This is a genomic window from Streptomyces sp. ISL-12 (assembly GCF_018614415.1).
Lineage (GTDB): Bacteria > Actinomycetota > Actinomycetes > Streptomycetales > Streptomycetaceae > Streptomyces.
This window is the reverse complement of sequence record NZ_JAGGOO010000144.1, coordinates 1-19,557: the sequence shown is the minus strand read 5'-3', so window position 1 is coordinate 19,557 and position 19,557 is coordinate 1. Positions and strand designations below refer to the sequence as shown.

20 protein-coding genes are annotated in these 19,557 nt (G+C 72.7%); 16 read left to right on the top strand and 4 right to left on the bottom strand.

Features of this window, described 5'->3' with window-relative positions; translation table 11 throughout:
* Positions 1-116: 116 nt before the first annotated feature.
* The 3 genes from J7I94_RS32965 to J7I94_RS32955 all read left to right on the top strand — a co-directional run bounded on the left by J7I94_RS32965 (position 117) and on the right by J7I94_RS32955 (position 2,085).
* Entirely contained in the window at positions 117-602 is a 486-nt protein-coding gene (locus tag J7I94_RS32965) for a nuclear transport factor 2 family protein (protein WP_215173163.1), read from the top strand.
* Positions 599-1,687, top strand: a complete 1,089-nt coding sequence (locus tag J7I94_RS32960) for an alkene reductase (RefSeq protein ID WP_215173162.1) — start codon at positions 599-601, stop codon at positions 1,685-1,687. Before J7I94_RS32965 ends, J7I94_RS32960 begins: the two co-directional genes overlap by 4 nt.
* A 95-nt stretch (positions 1,688-1,782) precedes the next feature.
* Positions 1,783-2,085 (top strand): antibiotic biosynthesis monooxygenase, encoded by a 303-nt coding sequence (locus J7I94_RS32955; protein WP_215173161.1) that lies wholly within the window; start codon positions 1,783-1,785, stop codon positions 2,083-2,085.
* Between the two features lie 112 nt (positions 2,086-2,197).
* On the opposite strand, the gene J7I94_RS32950 is transcribed toward J7I94_RS32955, so the two are convergent.
* Positions 2,198-2,914 carry an SDR family NAD(P)-dependent oxidoreductase gene (locus J7I94_RS32950; protein ID WP_215173159.1) on the bottom strand — a complete coding sequence of 239 codons (717 nt, stop codon included), beginning with the start codon at positions 2,912-2,914 and terminating at the stop codon, positions 2,198-2,200.
* 205 nt (positions 2,915-3,119) lie between these two features.
* Positions 3,120-4,025 carry an MBL fold metallo-hydrolase gene (locus J7I94_RS32945; RefSeq protein WP_251076101.1) on the bottom strand — a complete coding sequence of 302 codons (906 nt, stop codon included), beginning with the start codon at positions 4,023-4,025 and terminating at the stop codon, positions 3,120-3,122.
* A gap of 135 nt (positions 4,026-4,160) precedes the next feature.
* Here J7I94_RS32945 and J7I94_RS32940 point away from each other — a divergent pair, with 135 nt between their 5' ends.
* From J7I94_RS32940 to J7I94_RS32910, 7 genes are all read left to right on the top strand, one after another.
* Entirely contained in the window at positions 4,161-4,973 is an 813-nt protein-coding gene (locus J7I94_RS32940) for an AfsR/SARP family transcriptional regulator (protein WP_215173157.1), read from the top strand.
* Positions 4,974-4,983: 10 nt separating this feature from the next.
* Positions 4,984-6,111, top strand: a complete 1,128-nt coding sequence (locus tag J7I94_RS32935; protein ID WP_215173155.1) for a phosphotransferase family protein — start codon at positions 4,984-4,986, stop codon at positions 6,109-6,111.
* Positions 6,112-6,138: 27 nt separating this feature from the next.
* A complete protein-coding gene (locus tag J7I94_RS32930; RefSeq protein WP_215173153.1) occupies positions 6,139-6,657 on the top strand; it encodes a flavin reductase family protein in 519 nt (172 codons plus the stop codon).
* 168 nt (positions 6,658-6,825) lie between these two features.
* A complete protein-coding gene (locus J7I94_RS32925) occupies positions 6,826-7,890 on the top strand; it encodes an LLM class flavin-dependent oxidoreductase (protein ID WP_215173151.1) in 1,065 nt (354 codons plus the stop codon).
* Between the two features lie 13 nt (positions 7,891-7,903).
* The gene (locus tag J7I94_RS32920) at positions 7,904-8,857 is read left to right on the top strand and encodes an amino acid ABC transporter permease (protein WP_215173149.1); all 954 of its coding nucleotides are present in this window, start codon (positions 7,904-7,906) and stop codon (positions 8,855-8,857) included.
* Positions 8,854-9,603 (top strand): amino acid ABC transporter ATP-binding protein, encoded by a 750-nt coding sequence (locus J7I94_RS32915; RefSeq protein ID WP_215173147.1) that lies wholly within the window; start codon positions 8,854-8,856, stop codon positions 9,601-9,603. The genes J7I94_RS32920 and J7I94_RS32915 overlap by 4 nt, the downstream gene beginning before the upstream one ends.
* A 95-nt stretch (positions 9,604-9,698) precedes the next feature.
* Positions 9,699-10,673 (top strand): ABC transporter substrate-binding protein, encoded by a 975-nt coding sequence (locus J7I94_RS32910; RefSeq protein WP_215173145.1) that lies wholly within the window; start codon positions 9,699-9,701, stop codon positions 10,671-10,673.
* A gap of 559 nt (positions 10,674-11,232) precedes the next feature.
* Here the strand turns inward: J7I94_RS32910 and J7I94_RS32905 are convergent.
* On the bottom strand, positions 11,233-12,273 hold the full coding sequence (locus J7I94_RS32905; protein ID WP_215173143.1) for a ketoacyl-ACP synthase III family protein: 1,041 nt from the start codon (positions 12,271-12,273) through the stop codon (positions 11,233-11,235).
* 346 nt (positions 12,274-12,619) lie between these two features.
* On the opposite strand from J7I94_RS32905, the gene J7I94_RS32900 reads away from it, so the two are divergent.
* From J7I94_RS32900 to J7I94_RS32885, 4 genes are all read left to right on the top strand, one after another.
* Complete coding sequence (locus tag J7I94_RS32900; protein ID WP_215173141.1) at positions 12,620-13,789, top strand: acyltransferase domain-containing protein; 1,170 nt, start codon at positions 12,620-12,622, stop codon at positions 13,787-13,789.
* An 8-nt stretch (positions 13,790-13,797) separates the two neighbouring features.
* A complete protein-coding gene (locus J7I94_RS32895) occupies positions 13,798-15,066 on the top strand; it encodes a beta-ketoacyl synthase (RefSeq protein ID WP_285442761.1) in 1,269 nt (422 codons plus the stop codon).
* Positions 15,063-16,289 (top strand): ketosynthase chain-length factor, encoded by a 1,227-nt coding sequence (locus tag J7I94_RS32890; protein ID WP_215173137.1) that lies wholly within the window; start codon positions 15,063-15,065, stop codon positions 16,287-16,289. The genes J7I94_RS32895 and J7I94_RS32890 overlap by 4 nt, the downstream gene beginning before the upstream one ends.
* 94 nt (positions 16,290-16,383) lie before the next feature.
* Positions 16,384-16,653 carry an acyl carrier protein gene (locus J7I94_RS32885; protein WP_215173135.1) on the top strand — a complete coding sequence of 90 codons (270 nt, stop codon included), beginning with the start codon at positions 16,384-16,386 and terminating at the stop codon, positions 16,651-16,653.
* Between the two features lie 63 nt (positions 16,654-16,716).
* On the opposite strand, the gene J7I94_RS32880 is transcribed toward J7I94_RS32885, so the two are convergent.
* On the bottom strand, positions 16,717-17,664 hold the full coding sequence (locus tag J7I94_RS32880; protein ID WP_215173133.1) for an aromatase/cyclase: 948 nt from the start codon (positions 17,662-17,664) through the stop codon (positions 16,717-16,719).
* An 80-nt stretch (positions 17,665-17,744) separates the two neighbouring features.
* Here J7I94_RS32880 and J7I94_RS32875 point away from each other — a divergent pair, with 80 nt between their 5' ends.
* Together J7I94_RS32875 and J7I94_RS32870 are read left to right on the top strand one after the other, a co-directional pair.
* Positions 17,745-17,963 (top strand): hypothetical protein, encoded by a 219-nt coding sequence (locus J7I94_RS32875; RefSeq protein WP_215173131.1) that lies wholly within the window; start codon positions 17,745-17,747, stop codon positions 17,961-17,963.
* Between the two features lie 212 nt (positions 17,964-18,175).
* Complete coding sequence (locus J7I94_RS32870) at positions 18,176-19,393, top strand: Clp protease N-terminal domain-containing protein (RefSeq protein WP_215173129.1); 1,218 nt, start codon at positions 18,176-18,178, stop codon at positions 19,391-19,393.
* Positions 19,394-19,557 lie beyond the last annotated feature (164 nt).

The window sequence follows — 19,557 nt, the reverse complement described above, 5'->3', positions numbered from 1 at the left end:
CCGCAGCGCGGCGCCGCCCGCGTGGAGCAGGACTCCACGCCCGCTCCACCGGAACCGGAGAACCTGGCCCGGACCCCAGCGCCCGACCGGCGCCCACGAAGCACAGGAGGAAGACCGTGACGCGGACCGCACCGCCGGACACCGAGACCGTGTCCGCCCTGGACTACGCGGCCATCATCCAGTTCTACGCCGGGCACGCGCAGCTGCTGGACGCCGGCCGGGCCGAGGAGTGGGCCGAGCAGTTCACCGAGGAGGGCACGTTCGCCCAGAACGTCAAGCCCGGCGTCAAGCGCGGCCGGGCCGACATCGCCGCGGGCATGCGCAAGGGCATCGACGCGCTCGCCGCGCGCGGTCTGACCCGCCGTCACTGGTTCGGCATGGTCGCCGCGGCGCCCGTCGAGCCCGACGTCGTGCGCACCCGCTACTACGCCGTCGTGTTCGAGACCCCGAAGGGCGGCGAGCCCCGGCTGTACCTGAGCACGACCGCCGAGGACGTCCTGGAGCGCCGGGACGGGACCTGGTCGGTGCGCAGCCGCTACATCAGCCACGACGGCGCCGAGACGATCACCGGCATGGAAGCCGTCGCCGGAGCCGGGGCATGAGCGGCCTGTTCGACCCGGTCCCGTTCGGCGGTATCAGCCTGCCGAACCGGCTCGTGATGTCCCCGATGGGCCGCGGCCGCACCACGCCCGACGGCACACCGCTGCCGGTCATGGCCGAGTACTACGCGCAGCGCGCCGCTGCCGGACTCGTCATCAGCGAGGCCACTCACCCGAGCCCGGTCGCCGTCGGCCACGCCCACAGCGTCCGGCTGCACACCGCCGAACAAACCCGTGCCTGGGCCGAGATCGTCGACGCCGTGCACGGAGCGGGCGGGCGGATGTATCTCCAGATCATGCACGCGGGCCGGATCAGCCACCCCGACCTGCACGGTGAGACCCCCGTCGCGCCGTCCGCCGTCCAGGCCGACGGCGTCGCCCGGGTCTTCCGCGGCAAGCCCGCCTACCCGGTGCCGCGGCCCCTGACCGCCGAAGACATCGCCGCCACGATCGAGGACTTCGCGCGCTGCGCCCGTACCGCCACCGACATCGGCTTCGACGGCGTCGAGATCCACGGTGCCAACGGCTATCTGCTGCACCAGTTCCTTTCGCCGGTGACCAACGTGCGCGCGGACGAGTACGGAGGCGGCGCCGAGGACCGCATCCGGTTCCCCGTCGAGGTCGCCCGGGCCGTTGCCGCGGCGGCCGGGCCGGAACGCACCGGCATCCGGCTCTCCCCGGGCTTCCCGCTCAACGACATGTCCGAGCCGGACCGGGCCGAGGTGTACCCGGCGCTGCTCGACGCGCTCGACGCGCTCGGCCTTGGCCACGTCCACTTCGTCGCGGGCAGCGACCTGGACCTCGTCCACGAGTTGAGCCGGCGGTGGCGGCGCACCGTCGTCGTCAACGCGGGCACCGGGCCGCTCGACACCGACACCACGCTCGCCGCAGCCGACAAGGCCCTCGCCGACGGGGCCGATCTGCTGTCCTTCGGCCGGCAGTTCCTCGCCAACCCCGACCTGCCCGAGCGGCTGCGCACGCGCGCCCCACTCAACGCCTGGAACCCGCGGTTCTTCTACGAGGGCGGCAGCCAGGGCTACACCGACTACCCGGTCCTCGCCGCGAGCCCGGCGGGCACCGCAGGCTGACCCGGCGCCCGCCGCACGGTTCCGTCCGTACGGCACCGCGTCGGCCGGGCGCCTCACGATCACCCGCCCACGACCATCCACCCGAGGAGACCACCATGGCCGTCGTGTTCGTCAACAAGCTCACCCTGATCGGCGACGCCGAGGAGTTCGAGAACCGCTACGAGGCCGTCGGCGCCTTCATGGAGACCCAGCCGGGCCTCATCCGCTACTCCCTCGTGCGGTCCTCCAAGGACGACTCCGTCTACTTCAACATCGCCGAGTGGGAGGACGAGGCCACCTTCCGCGAGGCCCTCGCGGAGCCGGAGTTCCGCCGCCGTCTCGACGCGCTCACCGGGCTCATCAAGGGCGAGCCGCACCTGAGCGTGCCGGTGCGGCAGGGCCAGGCCGCGCAGGTCTGAGCCGCACGGGACCGCGGGCCGGCGCGTACGCCACGCGCCGGCCCGCGGTGCGGAAAGGGGCGGGGCCCGGAGCGCACCGCAGGCTCCGTGGCCCCGCCCCGGCGGGAAGCGCTCAGCGCACCCCGCCGTCCACGCGCAACACCTGACCGTTGACGTAACTGCTCTCCGGCGAGGCCAGGAACAGCACCGCCTGGGCCACCTCGTTTCCCGTACCGGGGCGCCCGGCCGCCAGGGACGGGGCGAGCTTCGGCCACAACGCCTCGTTGCCGATGAGCGCCTTGCCCATGCCGGAGTCGATGTAGCCCGGCGCCACACAGTTCACGGTCACCCCGTCCGCGGCCGTCTCCAGGGCGGCGACGGCGGTGAACGCCTCGACGGCCGCCTTCGTCGCGCAGTACGCCGCGGCGCCCGGCATGGCCCGCGAACCCAGGAGGGAGGACATCGTGATGACCCGGCCGCCCGGTGTCTCACGCACGTACGGCAGGGCCGCCCGCACGGTGTGGAACACGCCGTGCAGGTTGGTGTCGACGACCTCGCTCCAGTGCTCCACGGACAGCGCGGCGACCGGGCCCGGGCGGCTCACGCCCGCGTTCGCGACCACGATGTGCGGACCCCCGTACCGCTCGTGGACCGTGTCCATCAGCGACGCCACCGAATCCGGTGCCGTCACGTCCGCCTTCAGCGCGATCAGTCCGTCGCCCGGGTCGTCCGCGACCTCGCGGGCGGCCACGACGACGGTGGCGCCCGCACCGGCGAGCGCGAGCGCCACGTCCCGGCCGAGCCCCCGGGTTCCCCCGGTGACGACCGCAGTCCTGCCACGCAGTTTCATCTCTCCTCCACAGCTTCGGCTTCGGGACTCCGCCGAGCCTGGGCGGCGCGGCTCGCGCCTCGGCGGAGGGGAGCTGGAGACGCCGACGTGCGGGGAGCCGCCCGGGGGCACTGTCCAGCGCGCCTGGAGTCCTGCTCCAGCGGGCGCGGAAACGCTGCTGGGCATGTGCACCTCCGTACCGCGGCGCCCGGGGGCATACCGGCCGTCAGGCCAGGCAACGCAGAGGGCGGCCGCCGTTGAAGGCGACCATCTCGCGCATCGCCGGCGCCGACTCGACACGGGTGCCGGGCGCGCCGCCGGCCGCCTCGTGGTAGGCGCGGTGGAGGTTGCCGACCAGCCGCTCGCGGTCCAGCAGCGTCGCGAACGCGCCCTCGTCGGCGCGCCTCGCCGTCTCCAACGGAGTCAGCCCGTCCGCCAGGCCCTTCTCGGCGAGCGTCGCGACCCAGCGCAGGTACTCCTCGGTGAACGCGAGCAGTTCGGGTCCGCCGACCGGGCCGTGCCCACCGACGACGACCAGCGGATCGAGCTCCCGCAGCCGTGCGAGCGCCGCGAGGGACCCGGCGAGCGAACCCATCAACACGAACGGGGCGGCCCCGGAGAACACCAGATCGCCCGCGAACAGCACCCGTTGTTCGGGCAGCCACACCACCAGGTCGTCCGGCGTGTGCGCGACACCAGGGTGGATCAGCTCCGCGGTGATGCCGCCGAGACGCAGTGTGGCTCCCTCGCGCACGGTCAGCGTCGGCAGCACGGTCGGGGTGTGGCCCCACTCGACGTGCGGCCACATCGACTGCAGCGCCGTGCCTTTGCGCACCAGTTCGGCGGGACCGGCTTCATGGCTGACCAGCAGCGTGTGCGGGCCGGAGAACACATGGTTGCCGAAGGTGTGGTCGCCGTGGTGGTGGGTGCTCACCACGATCCGGCGCGGACCCGACGCGAGTGCGTCCACGGCGCCCCGCAGCGCGAGCGCCCGCCTCTCGGTGGCCGCCGTGTCGACGACGAGGACGGTGTCCCCGCCCACGACGACTCCCGCGTTGTTCACGCACCAGCCGCCCGGTGCCTGCACATACGCGTGGACCCCGTCGGCCACCGTCACCACTGTCCCCGGCATGACTCCTCCAGCTGTCCCGGACGCATTGGGCTCCCTGCGCGTCCATTGGGCCGCCAACCGGTGGAGCACCGCTGGAGGAGCCGCGGAAACCGCCCCTGACCCACCGCACAGGGCTACGAGACGAGAGGAACCACGATGGAATTCGGCGTGCTCGGGGGACTGTCCGTCGAGGACAGCGATGGTCGCCATATGCCCACCGCGCCCAAACAGCGCCAGCTGCTCGGACTGCTGTTGCTCCACGCGGGCGAGGTCATGCCCGTCCGTACCTGTGTGACCGAGATATGGGGCGGGCATCCGCCGCCCAGCGCGGCCACCACCCTGCAGACGTACGTGATGCATCTGCGCCGGCTGCTCGCCCGGATGCCGTCCGTCGGCTCCCGCGAGGCCGCCCACGACCGGCTCAGGACGACCGGGCAGGGCTATCTCATCGCCGTGCGGCCCGAGGAGCTGGACCTGCTCAGGTTCGAGCAGCTCGTCGAGCAGGCGGACCGGGCCGCCGGCGACGACGCCACCGTGGCGCGGCTGCTGCGCGGGGCGCTCGCCCTGTGGGACCGCCCCGTCCTCGCCGATGTGCGTACGGGACCGGTGCTCCAGTCCGCCGTCACTCATTGGGAGCGGCGCCGCCTGGTGGTCCACGAGACGTACCTCGACGCGCGGCTCCGGCTCGGACGGTACCGCGACATGCTCGCCGAACTCGCCGTCCTCACCCGACGCCACCCCACCCACGAAGCCCTGCACGTCCGCTACATGACCGCGCTGTACCAGACGGGACGGACCGGTGACGCGCTCGACGTCGCCTCCCGGCTCACCCGCCGGCTCGCCCGCGACCTGGGCGTCGCCCCGGGTCCCGCGATCGGGCGGCTGCAGTCCGCGATCCGACGCGGCGACAGCGTCGTCTTCCCCTTCCCGCCCGCCCTTCCGTCCGTACCCGGCCAGCGCCGGGTGTGAGGAGACCCCCGTGCCCGTACCCCTGCAACGCGACCCCGACCTGACCCGCGCCGTGCTCACCCACTGGTTCGGCACCCGCTCCGACGAGATCGGCGCGGTCGAGCTCGGACCCGTGACCGTGCCGAAGGAGGCCGGCTTTTCCGGCGAGATCCTGCTGTTCGACGCCGAGTGGACCGAGACCGGCACCCGCCGGCGGCAGGCGCTCGCCATCCGGGTTGCCCCGACCGGGCACCGCGTCTTCCCCGAGGACTTCTGGGACGGCCAGGTACGGCTGCTGAAGCTGCTCGGCGACACCGGCCTGCCCGTGCCGAAGGTGCTGTGGGACGAGCCGTCCGCGGAGTATCTGGGCGCGCCGTTCCTCGTCATGGAACGCGTCGACGGCCAGGTTCCCGCCGATCTGCCCTCCTACCACCGGCAGGGCTGGCTCGCCCAGCTGCCGCCCGCGGACCGGGCCGCGGTGTGGAACGGGGGCGTGGACGCGCTCGCCGCCGTCCACCGCCTCGATCCGAAGGAGATCGGCGTCGACTTCCTGGACCGGCCCGCGTTCGGCCCCACCGGCTCGGGGCAACTGCTACGGCACTTCACTCACCACCTCGACTTCTACGGGGTCGCCGACGACAACACGACCGCGGCCGCCGCGCTCGACTGGCTGTGCGCCCACGTGCCCGACGACGAGGGCCCGGCGTCACTGCTCTGGGGCGACGCCCGGATCGGCAACATCGTCTACACGGGGACGCGGCCTGCCGCGCTGCTCGACTGGGAGATGGCCGCACTGGGGCCCGCCGAGGCCGATCTCGCCTGGTACCTGCACATGGACCGGCATCTCAGCGAGGGTATCGGCGCGCCCCGGCTCGCCGGGCTGCCCGGCCGGGCCGAGACCGTGGCCCGCTGGGAGAAGCGCACCGGGCGCACGGTGCGGAACCTTCCGTACCACGAGGTGTTCGCCGCGTACCGGTTCTGCGTCGTCACCGCGCGGGTCGCCCGGCTGCTCGACGAGAGCGGCATCCTGCCCCCCGGCACGGACTTCCCGCTGCACCGCAACGCGACGGCGCTGCTGGTGAAAGTGCTGGAGGAGAACGGCTCGCGAGCGTCTTCCAGAGGGCATGGACCCGCCCTCCAGCGCCCGCGGACAGCCTGATCGGGCACAAGGGAGGAGCTACGGACCATGGCGATCGATGACGAACTGTTCCGCGCGGTGTTCAGCGCGCACCCGGCCGCGGTCTGCGTCGTCACCGCCGCGGGCCCCGAAGACCGGCCGAGTGGTCTGACGACCAGCGCCGTCGCCTCCGTGTCGATGGAACCGCCGCTGCTGCTCGTGTGCGTGGGCACCGAATCGCGGACTCTCGCGGCGATCCGGCACTCGGGCGGCTTCGCGATCAACTTCCTCGCCGTGCACAACGAGCGGCTCTCGGAGCGCTTTGCCGGCAAGAGCACGCAGAAGTTCGCCGGGCTCGGCTGGCGCCCCTCCGAACGTGCAGCCGGCGCCCCCCTGCTGCCGGCGCACCACCTCAGCGCCGTCGCCGAGTGTCTCGTGCACCAGGAGATCCCGGCCGGCGACCACAGCGTGTTCCTGGGCCGGATCGAGGGCGCCGCCGTACACGGCCGCGCGCCGATGCTCTACCACGAACGCGCCTACATCAACCTGCCCGTACCCGCCCTGTCCGGGCCCGCGACGGCCCCTTAGCCGCCACGGTTCGCCAACCGCGACGGGTCGACGGACCGTGACGAACGCGGCCGACCGTCATCCGTGGCCCGTACCGGGCCTCGCGGCCCCGGAGGCCCGGTGCGCCGCCGCCGGCCGTCACCCGAACCGCGCGCATCGTCCGTCCAGCCATCACATCGAGGGGACTCCATGAAGTTCGGCATCAACCTCTTCCCCACCGTGGGACCCGCGGAGAAGTCCGCCGGACAGCACTTCGAGGAGTCGCTGCGGCTGGCCGAGCTCGCCGACGAACTCGGCTTCCACCACGTCAAGACCGTCGAACACTACTTCCACGAGTACGGCGGCTACAGCCCCGACCCGGTGACCTTCCTCGCCGCCGCCGCGGCCCGCACCCGCCGCGTCCGTCTCGTCACCGGCGCGGTACTGCCCGCCTTCACGCACCCGCTGAAGCTCGCCGGCAAGCTGGCCATGCTCGACAACATCTCCCAGGGCCGCCTGGACGTGGGCTTCGGACGGGCGTTCCTGCCGGACGAGTTCACCGCGTTCGAGGTCTCGATGGACGAGAGCCGGGCCCGCTTCGACGAGGGCGTCGAGGCCGTCCGCCGGCTGTGGGCGGAGGAGGACGTCGTCTGGGAGGGCACCTTCCACCGCTTCGGCCCGGTCACCATGCTTCCGCGCACCTGGCAGCGCCCGCACCCGCGCATCCTCGTCGCCACCGCGAAGACGCCCGCGTCCGCGGAGGCCGCGGGCCGCGCCGGGCACGGAGTGATGCTCGTCCCGTCCATCAACCCCCGCGAACAAGTGCAGAAGACGCTCGCGCTGTACCGCGACGCCGCCTCCGCCGCGGGCTTCAAGCCCACCGAGGAGGACGTCCACATGAGCTACAGCTGCTACATCGCCGAGGACGGACAGGAGGCCCGCGAGAAGGGCAAGCAGGCATCCGAGCGGGCCAACCAGGCCCTCGCGTCCGCGGTGTCCGCTTGGCGCGAGACCCGCAGCGCGGACTACCCCGGCTACGAGAAGATCGTCGAGAAGGCGGGCCGCGGAGATTTCGGCCGTGCCGTCGCCGAACGCAAGGCGCTCGTCGGCACCCCCGACGAGGTACGGGCCGCGATCGACGACATCCGTGGCTGGTTCGGCGACTTCACGATCAGCCTGCAGGTCATCTCCGGCGCCATGCCGTTCGAGGAGTCGGCCCGCACCATGCGCCTGTTCGCCGAGCACGTCCTGCCGCACTACGCGGCGAACGACTGAGGACGGACCGCCGATGGTTTCCCTGCGCACCGAGCACGGCGGCACCGGCCCGGGCAGCGGCACCGGCGGCGAGGGCCGTACGCCCCGTGCCCGCAAGGCCGCCCGCACCGGCGGGCCGGGCCGGAAGACGGCGGACGAGGCCGACGCGGCGTTCGCGCGGCCCCGCCCGCGCCCGCTTCGCTGGGTGGCGGCCGCGGCGGGCCTCGTCCTGCTGGCGATGGCCCTCAACGCCCTGGTCACGAACGACGCGTTCCGCTGGGACGTCGTCACCAAGTACGTCACCGCGGACACTGTGCTCGCCGGACTCGTCACCACTTTGTGGCTGACCGCGGTCGCCTTCGCCGGCGGCTTCGTCCTCGGCACCGCGCTCGCCGTGATGCGGCTGTCCCGCAACCCGGTCCTTGTGACGCTGAGCTTCGGCTACACCTGGCTGTTCCGTTCCGTTCCGATGCTCGTGCAACTGCTGTTCTGGTACAACATCTCGCTGCTGTACCCCGAGCTGTCGCTCGGCATTCCGTTCGGGCCCGCGTTCGCCGAGTTCTCCACCGAGCGGATGATCAGCAGTCTCACGGCCGCCGTCATCGGGCTCGTCCTGCACGAGGCCGGGCAGCTCGCCGAGATCGTCCGGGCAGGCATTCTGTCCGTCAGCCGCGACCAGACCGAGGCCGCGGAGGCCCTCGGCCTCGGCGGCTGGCGGACCTTCCGCCGGATCGTGCTGCCGCAGGCCATGCCTGCGATCCTGCCGCCCGCCGGCAGCCAGGTCATCGGCCTGCTGAAAGGCACGTCCATCGTCAGCGTCATCGCCGTGCAGGACCTGCTGTACGCGACCCAGCTGATCTACAACCGCAACTACCTGGTCATCCCGCTGCTGCTGGTGGCCACGCTCTGGTACCTGCTGCTGACCACGCTGCTCAGCGTCGTCCAGCACTTCGTCGAACGCCGCTACGCCACGGAGGACCGAGGATGATCGAGGCAGTCGGTGTCCGCAAGTCCTTCGGCGCGCTGACCGTGCTGGACGACGTCTCGCTCACCGTTCCCGAGTCCACCGTCACCTGTGTCATCGGCCCGTCCGGCTCCGGCAAGAGCACCCTCCTGCGGTGCGTCAACCGACTGGAACGCATCGACGCGGGGCGCATCGTCGTCGACGGCGAACTCGTCGGCTACGAGTGGCGCGGCGACCGGCTCCGGGAGCGGCCGCGCCGCGCCGTCGCCCGTCAGCGCACGCGTACCGGCATGGTCTTCCAGAACTTCCGGCTCTTCCCGCACATGACGGTCCTCGACAACGTCACCGAGGCCCCGCGTGCCCTGCTCAGGCTGAGGCGGGCCGCAGCCGAGGAGCGGGCCCGCCACCTGCTCGCCCGGGTCGGCCTCGCCGGGAAGGAGACCTCGCGCCCCTACCAGCTCTCCGGCGGCGAGCAGCAGCGGGCCGCGATCGCGCGAGCCCTCGCCATGGAACCGGGGGCGATGCTGTTCGACGAGCCGACCAGCGCGCTCGACCCCGAACTCACCCGGGAGGTGCTGACGGTGATTCGGGAACTCGCCGACGGCGGGATGACGATGATCGTTGTCACGCACGAGATGCGGTTCGCCCGGGAGATCGCCGACCAGGTCGTCTTCATGGACAAGGGCCGGATCGTCGAGACGGGCCCGCCGGAATCGGTCTTCGACGCCCCGCGAAACGACCGCACGGTCCGCTTCCTGGCCCGTGACTGACGCGGGCGCCGTGCGTGCGGGCCCCGCTTCCAGTCCCACCCAGCACCGTTCCCCGCCCGTCCCAGAACAGAGCCCAGCCCTGTAGAGGAGGCACCATGTCCCCGATCCCGGCCGCGCGCCCCAGGCGCGTGCGCGGACGCCGCCCCCGCCGCCCGCGCACCACTCAGTTCTTCGCCGCGGCGGCCCTGATCACCCTGCTCCTCGCGGCCTGTGGCTCGGGTACGGGTGAGATCCCCGAGGACACCCGGGCCGCCGACCTCGGCCGCCAGGACGTGGTCTCCGCAGTCCACGAGGACCCCGCCATCTCCGCGGCGCTGCCCGCGAAGCTGCGCGAGTCCGGGAAGCTGCGCATCGGGTCCGGCATCGGCGTGCCCCCCGTCGCGTTCAGCCCCGAGGACGGCGGCCCGCCGCGCGGCGTCGACATCGACGTCTCCGAGGCAGCGGCCCGCGTCCTCGGACTGAAGGTGGAGCGCAAGCACGTCAGCGGCGCGTCCCTCATCACCGGCCTGAACGCCGGCCGCTACGACCTCGGCACCGCGAACCTCTCCGTGACCGAGGAGCGCAAGCAGGCCCTCGACTTCGTCCTCTACATCACCGACGGCACCGGGTTCGCCGTACGGGACGACAGCGAGCTGAAGGAGGTCGACGATCTCAAGCGGCTCTGCGGGCTGCGCGTAGGCACCGGTACGGGCACGACCTTCGAGGCGGACCTCGAAGCGGCGAGCAAGGAGTGCGTGGCCGACGACAGGAAGCCGATCACGATCAGTACCTACCCGGACGCCGCCGCGCACTTCCTCGCACTGCGCCAGGGCCGTGTGGACGTGCTGATGACGACGTCCAGCGTGCTGCGTTACGCGGCCACCCAGCAGCCGGACCTCCGCTACCTCAACGAGATCGAGCGCAAGAACATCGGTCTCGCCGTCATGAAGGGCTCCCCGCTCGCCGAACCCCTCAAGGACGCGGTGAACCAGCTCATCAAGGACGGCACGTACGCCAGGATCCTCAAGAAGTGGCAGCTGGAGCCGGCGGCCGTCGAGAAGTCCGTCGTGAACCCGCCGACGAGGCCCTGACACCGGGCGACGAGGGAAACCGGGCAGCGAGGACGAGGTGCGGGCCGCTCCGGATGAGCGGCCCGCCCAGGCTTCGTGGTCGCCTCAGGCGATCGGGGCGACACCCGGTACCGCAAGGTCCGCATGGACGCCGGCTGGAGCCGGGAAGGTGCCGACGCGTCCGCCGGTGGTGCGCGCCCTTGCGGGTCCAGCAGCGGAACAGCGGGTGCGGGTCCCCGGGACCCGCCCGAAAACCTGGCGCCACCGTCGCCGGTCAGTGCGGCCCCGAACGGGGACCGGCGTTCGCGCAGGCGGGGGAGTCCGGCAGGGCGGGCGGTGGTCCCGGGTGCCGCGATGCGGGCCCGGCACCCGGCCGGTGCGCAGGCGTTCGGGAGCCGCCCCGACCCGCTCGGCGAGGACGCGCCGCGGCGCCCGTACGCGCGGCGGCTCAGCGGCGCGCGGCGAGCGGCCACCGGCTACGGCGCGTCCGGAGCAGTTCGGCCGGGGAGAGCAGCGAGGGACCGGGCCGTCCGTCGTCCGCGACCCGGTCCCGCCCGTACCGTCATCCGTACCCCGGGGCTCACACGCCCGCCGCCCCCGGGTCCGCACCCGTGAATTCGACGACCGCGCAGCTCCAGGTGAACCCGGCGCCGACCCCGAACAGCAGGCCCAGCTCACCGGAGCGCGCCCGGCCCGACTCGGCGAGGAGGGCGAGGCCCGCAAATTGGTCGCCGGCCCCGAGGTGACCCATCGAACGGCCCCACTGCCAGGTGGTCCGCTCCTCCGGAACGCTCCAGCGGCGCAGGAACGTCGAGTTCAGCCGGCCACGCCCGAAATTCGGCAGCACGAACCATGAGATGTCGGCGAGCGTGCAGTCCGCCTCGGCCAGCGCCCGCTTCAGCGTCTCGTCCTGGCCCGCCGTGATCCGGGCGACGCTGTACGACCGCCCGGTCTCCTCGATGAACGCCCTTTGGAGCAGCCCCAGATCGATCGGCTGCCGTACCGCGAACGGCACCCGGGAGAACGGGTCCCGCCCCCGGTGCATCTGCTCCAGATCGGCGTCCGACACGGTCACGAGACTGCGCAGCCGCACGAAGCCCGTACGCCCCCGGCGGAGGACGAGCCCGGTGCCCGCGTCGCCGTACACAGTGCCGGGGTCGCTGCGCCAGCGGTCGAAGCCGGGCTCGCCGAACACGTCGCCCGTGGTCAGCAACGCGGCCGTACGGCCGGGCGCGCCGGCGAGATAGCCGGAGGCGAGTTCCAGCGCGGCCATGCCCCCGTTGGAGAGCTGCTTGATCTCGATCGCGGGGCACCGGTTGCCGACCGCGTACCGCTGGATGTACGAGGCAGGGGCCCACAGGTCGTGCCCCTGGTGCTGCACGGTCGCGTGCAGCAGCAGATCGATGTCGGTGGGATGCGTAGCCGTACGCTTCAACACCTGCCGTGCCGCGGCCACCGCGAGCTCGGGCGCGGAGGCGCCCGTCGACACCGCGACGGAGGCGATCCCGCTGCGGATCGCGGTGCGCTCGTCGCACCGCCCGTCCCGTAGCGCCTCCTCCACGGTGCTCCTGCCCTCCAGGTGCACGGCCGCCCCGGCGATGTACAGGTCGTCGAACCTCATGTCCCGATGCCCTTTCACAGGCTGTCCAGAAGGGAACCTCGCAGACGCCGACGGCCGCCGGTCCAGGTGGTGCCCGGCCCGGCGGCCCTCGTACCGACCGCGGCGCACCGGGGCAACGGGTCGCGTGCCTCCGGCTGGGGACAACACTCCGGGCGACCGGTGGACGAGCGGTCCAGAACGACTGGAGCGGCCCTGTTCGGGGCGGCTACGAGACGGCGCGCGGGTCGGCCGGGAGCCACGCCGTGCCGCCCGGCCGTGCGTACGGCGCGGCCGTTGTGCCCGGTGTCGACCGAGGCTCCAGACGGCGTCCCCACCATGCCGGGACACCGAGGAGAGGAGATCCGCCGTGACCGAACCGCCGCCGGCCGTGCTGCTGTTTCCCGGACAGGGCGCGCAGCAGCCTGGTATGGGCGTCGGCCTGTACCACGCCCACCTGGGCTTCCGGACCTGTATGGACGAGGTCCTTGGGCTGTGGAGCGCACACGGGTTCGACCTGCGTGCCGACTGGCTCGCCGCCCGCCGCGGCCCGGAGGCCGACAGTCTGCGCACCGCGCAGCCGCTGCTGTTCTCGCTGAACTGGGCCGTCGGACGGACGGTCCTCGACGCCGGGGTGCGGCCTGCGGCCCTGCTCGGGCACAGTGTCGGCGAGGTCGCCGCGGCCACGCTCGCCGGCGTCTTCGACCCGGCGGACGCCGTGTCCGTCATGGCGGACCGGATCGCCCAGCTCCAGGGCACCCCGCCGGGCGGCATGCTCGCCGTGCAGGCGGGCCCCGACGAGGTCGCCCCGTACACGACGGAAGAGGTCGTCGTCGGCGCCGTCAACGCGCCCCGCCAGGTGCTGCTCGCCGGCCCCGAGGCCGGCCTGCGCACCGCCGAGGAGAAACTGCGCGCCGACGGCTTCACATGCCGCAGGGCCCGTGCGCTCAACCCGTTCCACAGCCCCGTGCTCACAGCGGCGGCCCTGCGCGCGCTGCCGCTGCTCGCCGCTGTGCGTGTCCGTCCTCCCCGGCTGCCGCTGCACTCCGCGTACGAGCCCGGGCCGTTGACGTACGAACTGGCCCGGGACCCGCGGTTCTGGGCGCTGCAGCCCGCGCGTCCGGTGCTGTTCGGGCCGGCGCTCGACATCGTGCTCGCCGACCAGGACGTGGTACTCGCGGAGGCGGGTCCCGGGCAGGGGCTCACCGCGCTCGCGCGCCGCCATCCGCGGGTCGCGAAGGGGGGCTCCCGGGCGATCGGTCTCCTTCCCGCGCGGCCCGGCGAACCGAGCGCCGAGAGGGCGGCTTTCGAGCAGGCCCTCGCCGAACTCGCGGGCGCGCCCGCCGCCTCCGGCAAGCCGGCCGGCTCCCCAAGGCCCGCGCCCGCCGGCCCGGCTGGCGCATCGCCCGCCGGAAGCGCCGCCGCACCGGCAACCGGTTCGACCGCGCAGACGTCCAGGCCGGTTCGAGCGGGTCTCCAGACCGACTTGACACGGTCACGCCCAGGGGCCGGAGCGCCGGTTCCCGCCGACAGCGAGTGAGGATGCCCATGGAACGACGCGTCGTCATAACCGGAATCGGTGCGGTGGCGCCCGGGGGAACAGGGATCAAGCGGTACTGGGATCTGCTGTCGACCGGGCGGACGGCCACCCGCACGATCTCCCTCTTCGATGCCTCCCCGTACCGCTCCCAGGTCGCGGCCGAGGTCGACTTCCAGTCCGCGGCGGCCGGACTGTCGCCGCAGGAGGAGCGCAGGCTCGACCGCGCGGGTCAGTTCGCGCTGGTCGCCGCCCGGGAGGCGGTCGCCGACTCCGGCCTGGACCTCGCCACCTCCCAGGCCGTGGGCACGGGCGTGTCGCTCGGCTGCGCGGTGGGCTGCACCACGTCGATGGAGAACGAGTACGTCGTCCTGAGTGACGGCGGTGCCCACTGGCTCGTCGACCAGGAGTACGCGGTGCCCCGGCTCTACGACCACTTCGTCCCGAGCTCGCTGGCCGCCGAACTGGCCCGCGAGGTCGGCGCGATGGGCCCGGTGTCGCTCGTCTCCGACGGCTGCACCTCGGGTCTCGACGCCATCGGCCACGGCGCCGACCTGATCCGCGAGGGAAGCGCCGACGTCATCGTCGCGGGCGGCACCGACGCGCCGATCTCCCCGATCACACTGGCCTGCTTCGACGCCATCAAGGCGACCACGCCCCGCAACGACGATCCGGAGCACGCCTCCCGGCCCTTCGACAACACCCGCAACGGGCTCGTCCTCGGCGAAGGCGCGGCCGTGCTGATCCTGGAGGAGCTGGGCCACGCGCGGGCCCGCGGCGCCCGGATCTACGCCGAGGTCGCCGGGTTCGGCACGCGCAGCAACGCGTACCACATGACCGGCCTGCGCCCGGACGGTACGGAGATGGCCGAGGCGATCCGGATCGCGCTCGCGGAGGCGCGGCTCGCGCCCGAGCAGGTCGACTACGTCAACGCGCACGGATCCAGCACCAAGCAGAACGACCGGCACGAGACGGCCGCGTTCAAGACCTCGCTCGGCGAGCACGCCTACCAAGTGCCGGTCAGCTCCATCAAGTCGATGATCGGACACTCGCTCGGAGCGATCGGCGCGCTCGAACTCGTCGCGTGCGTCCTTGCGATGGAGCACGGCCTGATCCCGCCGACGGCGAACCTGCACGAGCCCGACCCGCTGTGCGATCTCGACTACGTCCCCCTGCGCGCGCGCGAGGCCCGGGTCGACTCCGTACTCAGCGTTGGCAGCGGCTTCGGCGGCTTCCAGAGCGCCGTCGTCCTCGCCCGTCCCGAAAGGAGTGCCGCGTGACGGCAACCGCCACCCGTCCCGTGATCACCGGCATCGGCGTCGCCGCCCCCACCGGGCTTGGCGCCGACGCTCACTGGGCGGCCATCGTCGAGGGTGCGAACGGCATCGCGGAGATCACCCGTTTCGACGCCTCCGGCTACCCGGTGCGGCTCGCCGGCGAGGTGCCCGGTTTCGAGGCCGCCGAGCACATCCCGAGCCGGCTGCTGCCCCAGACCGACCACATGACCCGGCTTGCCCTGTACGCGGCCGACGAGGCCCTGAAGGACAGCGGCCTCGACCTCGCCGCCCTGGCCCCGTACGAGGCGGGCGTGTCCTCGGCCTCGTCGATGGGTGGCTTCGAGTTCGGCCAGCGCGAGCTGCAGAACCTGTGGAGCAAGGGCGGCCAGTTCGTCAGCGCGTATCAGTCCTTCGCCTGGTTCTACGCCGTCAACACCGGCCAGATCTCCATCCGGCACGGGCTGAAGGGCCCGAGCAGCGCCGTCGTCACCGACCAGGCCGGAGGGCTCGACGCGATCGGGCACGCGCGGCGGCAGATCCGCAAGGGCACGAAGGTGATGCTCGCGGGCGGCGTCGACGGTGCGCTGTGCCCGCTCGGCCTCGCGGGACAGCTCGCCTCCGGGCGTCTCAGCACCGAGGCCCGCCCCGACCGCGCGTACCTGCCCTTCGACGAGGCCGCCTCGGGCCATGTCCCGGGCGAGGGCGGCGCATACGTGGTCCTGGAGGACCCGGCATCCGCCGAGGAGCGCGGCGCCCGCGTGTACGGCGAACTGGCCGGGTACGCCGCCACGTTCGACCCGGACCCGCTGGACCCGGAGGCCGACGGCCTGGAGCGTGCGATCCGCGCTGCCCTCAAGGACGCGGGCTGCGCTCCCGACGCCGTCGCCGTCGTCTTCGCGGACGCGGCCGGCGTGCCCGAGGCCGATCGAGCCGAAGCGGCCGCGCTCGCCGCCGTGTTCGGTGCCCGCCGGGTGCAGGTCGCCGTACCGAAGGCGCAGACCGGCCGCCTGTACGCGGGCGGCGCGGCCCTCGACCTGGTCTCCGCGCTGCTCGCCCTGCGCGACCGCCGTGTCCCGCCGACCGTGAACGTCACATCGGTCGCCGCGGACTGCCCCGTGGACCTGGTGACGGGTGAGGCCCGCCCGCTCACCGGCGACGCGGCGCTGGTCCTGGCTCGCGGCGAGGGCGGCTTCAACGCGGCAGCGGTCGTCACGGCCACCGACTGAACCACCGCAGCACCGGCGGCACGGGACCACTCGAACAACCGGCACGGCCGGCACATCCCATCACCGAGTACGAACCAACGGGAAGGAACCCACCATGAGCGCGAACGGGGTCACGGCACTGAGCATTGACGACTTCACCCACATCCTGCGTGAGTCGGCGGGCGAGGACGAGGCTGTCGACCTGAGCGGGGACATCGCCGACATACTGTTCACGGACCTCGGCTACGACTCCCTCGCTCTGCTGGAAGTGGCAGGCCGCATCACCCGTGACTACGGGGTCGTCATCCCCGACGAGGACCTCGACGGCGCCGAGACCCCGCGGGCCTTCGTCGACCTGGTCAACTCGGCCCTGTCAGGGAGCTGAGCGCGTACACGGAGGGCGGGGCCCCGGATCCGCGGGGCCCCGCCCTTTTCGTTCGCCCGGACGTCAGCGGGACGCGGCTCGCTCCGCGGTCTCCTTGGCCAGGGTGAGAGTGGCCGTGCTGTTCTTGCCGAGGGCCTTGCGGACGAGGTCGCGGGCCGTGTCGAGAGTGGCGTCCGGGCCCAGCAGCTCCTGCACCCGCTCGGGGCGCAGGAGGACCGTGTGGTGCGAGGTGGCGCGCACCCCGTGCTCGGTCGCCTCGATGGTCCAGCGGCCCGAGTGCGCGGCCATCAGCTGCGGCACCTGGGTCTGCTTGTACACGAGCCGGTCCGGCGCGAAACCGACCCGTACCGACTTTGTCGTGTGCACGGAACCGTCGGCGGCGCGGGTGTCCATCTCCACCGTCTGCAGGTCCTCGCCGGGCTCGGTCAGCACGAGTCGGCTCACGTGCGGAAGCCGCTCTTCCCAGAGGTCGGCCCGCCAGAGGAAGTCGTACACCTCCTGCTGCGGGCCTGAGATGTCGACGTGGTCGGCGAACGACAGCAGCGCTCTCGGCTCCGCCGCCAGGGACTCGGCCGTCGCTTTCAGCGCGGCCAGTTCGGAGCCGCTGTTGGTGTCGACGGCGCGCTCCACCCACTCGCGGGCCACCGGATCGTCGTCGACCACGGTGAAGTCGTGCAGCAGTACGACGCTGCTTCCGCCCGGTGCGGCCTCGATGATCCACTCGCCGCCCATCGACGCGACCGGCGCAGACGAGACCTCCTGGCGGAACCTCACCCGCAGCGCGCTCGGATCCAGTTCCCGTCGGGAGGTCCACGACCGCACCTCCCGGTTCGCGAACGCCCAGATCCGCAGCCGCTCCGACCGGCCGTCCCCCTCGAGCTTCTCCACGTGCACGGTGGGAGGAAAGATATGCGGCCAGTTGTCCGCCGCCACGATCAGCTCGTACACGGCCTTGGGTTCGGCCGCCACATCGATCGCGTGACGCGTCCTGACGACGCCTGAGTCCGACATGCAGTGCCCCTTTCCGAGATGCCGCCGCGAGTGTCCGGGCTGCCACTCCAGCGGCAGTGGAGACCGGCTGGACACGGGCCATGGCCTGGCTCGAGGAACCGGCCGTGCAACTCGTCCAGCGACTGGGGCAGGCGCCACCGGAACTCTCCCGGACCGGCTCCCAGTTCGACGGCGGGACGGCAGGGCAGCCGAGCCTGTCGGCGAACGCGCCGGGACCGAGCAACTCGGCGAGGCCGGCCCGATCCCTCGCGTCCGGACCGGTGGGCACGGCGGAGAAGGTCGCCACCTCGTCGAGGTAGGTGGCGGCCCGGCCGAGGCGGCGTGCGAGAGGCGCGTGCCGACCGGCGAGCGACCGGCCTACGGGTCGTCGAGTACAGGATCGTCGTCGTTCAGCAGTGTGCTGTTCCTTTCCCGCGGACGCGGGTAGGACCGGAAGCCCGGCCGACCGCGCATCCGGAGAGCGTGTACCGGCGTCCTTGGTAGCAAGTAACCGCCATGGAGGGGTAACCCGATGGATCAGCGAACGTCCGACCGCAGAGCCGACGTGACCACCGAGTTCGAGAGGGACGTCGTCAAGCTGCTGCTGGAGACGATGCGCGCGGTGGCCAAGCAGGAGCGTACGGATGTCGGTACGGAAGGCCTGCTGTACGCGCTCGTGTCGGGTGAATGGGCCGCCGGTTCGGCGATCGCCCCCGGAATGAAGGCCTCGGGCACACTCGGCGGCTCGATCGCGGCCCGGGGGACATCGGTGTGGATCAGCGGGGACGCTGGTGACGGCGAGGTGGGGAGCCCGGACGACGAGCGGGAGATCGACGCCTTCTGGCGGGAGGTCCGGCACGAGGAGGCCAAGAGGCTGCGCTGGAAGAACCGGAAGGAGGAGGAGCCGCAGAACATCGGACTCCCGCCGATGACACCCGCGTTGCGCACCTGTCTGCGCAAGGCGCTGGAGGCGGCACGGGAAGAGGGCACCGTTTCCGTACGCGTCCGCCACGTGGCGCGGGCGCTGGTCGAGCTGCCCGATACGCGTGCCCGTGAGGCCATGGTGGTGGAGAAGCTGGACGTCTCGGCCGCCTCGACCGCGCTGCACGCGCTGCGGGGGAGCGACGAAGTGCCGGAACCCGGACCGGTGGTGTTGATGCGCAAGGCGGGGACGTTCGGGAAGAGCGGTAATCCACTGACCCGGAAGTTCATCTCCTGGGTGTCCGGGGGCGGCGCCGGGTTCGGTTCCGCGGTCGTCAGCGCGGTGCGCTCGGAGGCACACCGGAGTGCGGTGCGGCGCGGGGCGCCGGAGACGGAACCGGTCGATGCGCTGCTGGGGATTCTGGCCCTGGACCGGTCGTTGACCGTCGCGGAGCGTGCGCTGCCCGAGGAGCTGGCGGGAGCCAACCAGGGGGCGGAACTCCTGCGCCGGCACGGCGCACGGCAGGGCGCGGTCGCCCGAGTGCTGCTGCCCTCCACCGGGGTCGCGCAGGAGGTGCCCCCGGAGGTCGAGGGCTCCGCCGACTTCGAGCGACGGCTCCTGCACGTCACGCAGTTCACCGCTTCCGCTCAGGGCTCGCCGACGGTCGGCACGACGCATCTGCTGGCGGCCCTGCTGGACGAGACCGGGACGGACCCGGAGTCCGCGGCGGAGGTCGCGCGTGTGCTGGCGGAGAGCGGGGTGGACGTCGACGGTCTGCGGGCGGAGCCGGAGCTCCGGGTTCCCGGAGGCGCGGCACAAGGAGCCTGAGGCCGCGGCGGTGCGGCAACGCGTATGAGCGCGTGCCGCAGGGGGTCGGACTCGTACCGGCCGTCGCCGTCCTGCTCGCCGTCCTGGCCACCGCTGACCGGGCCGGGTGGGCGGCCCGCCCGACCCGGTCCGGCCGGGTGCGCCAGGGCCTGTCGTTTGGATCA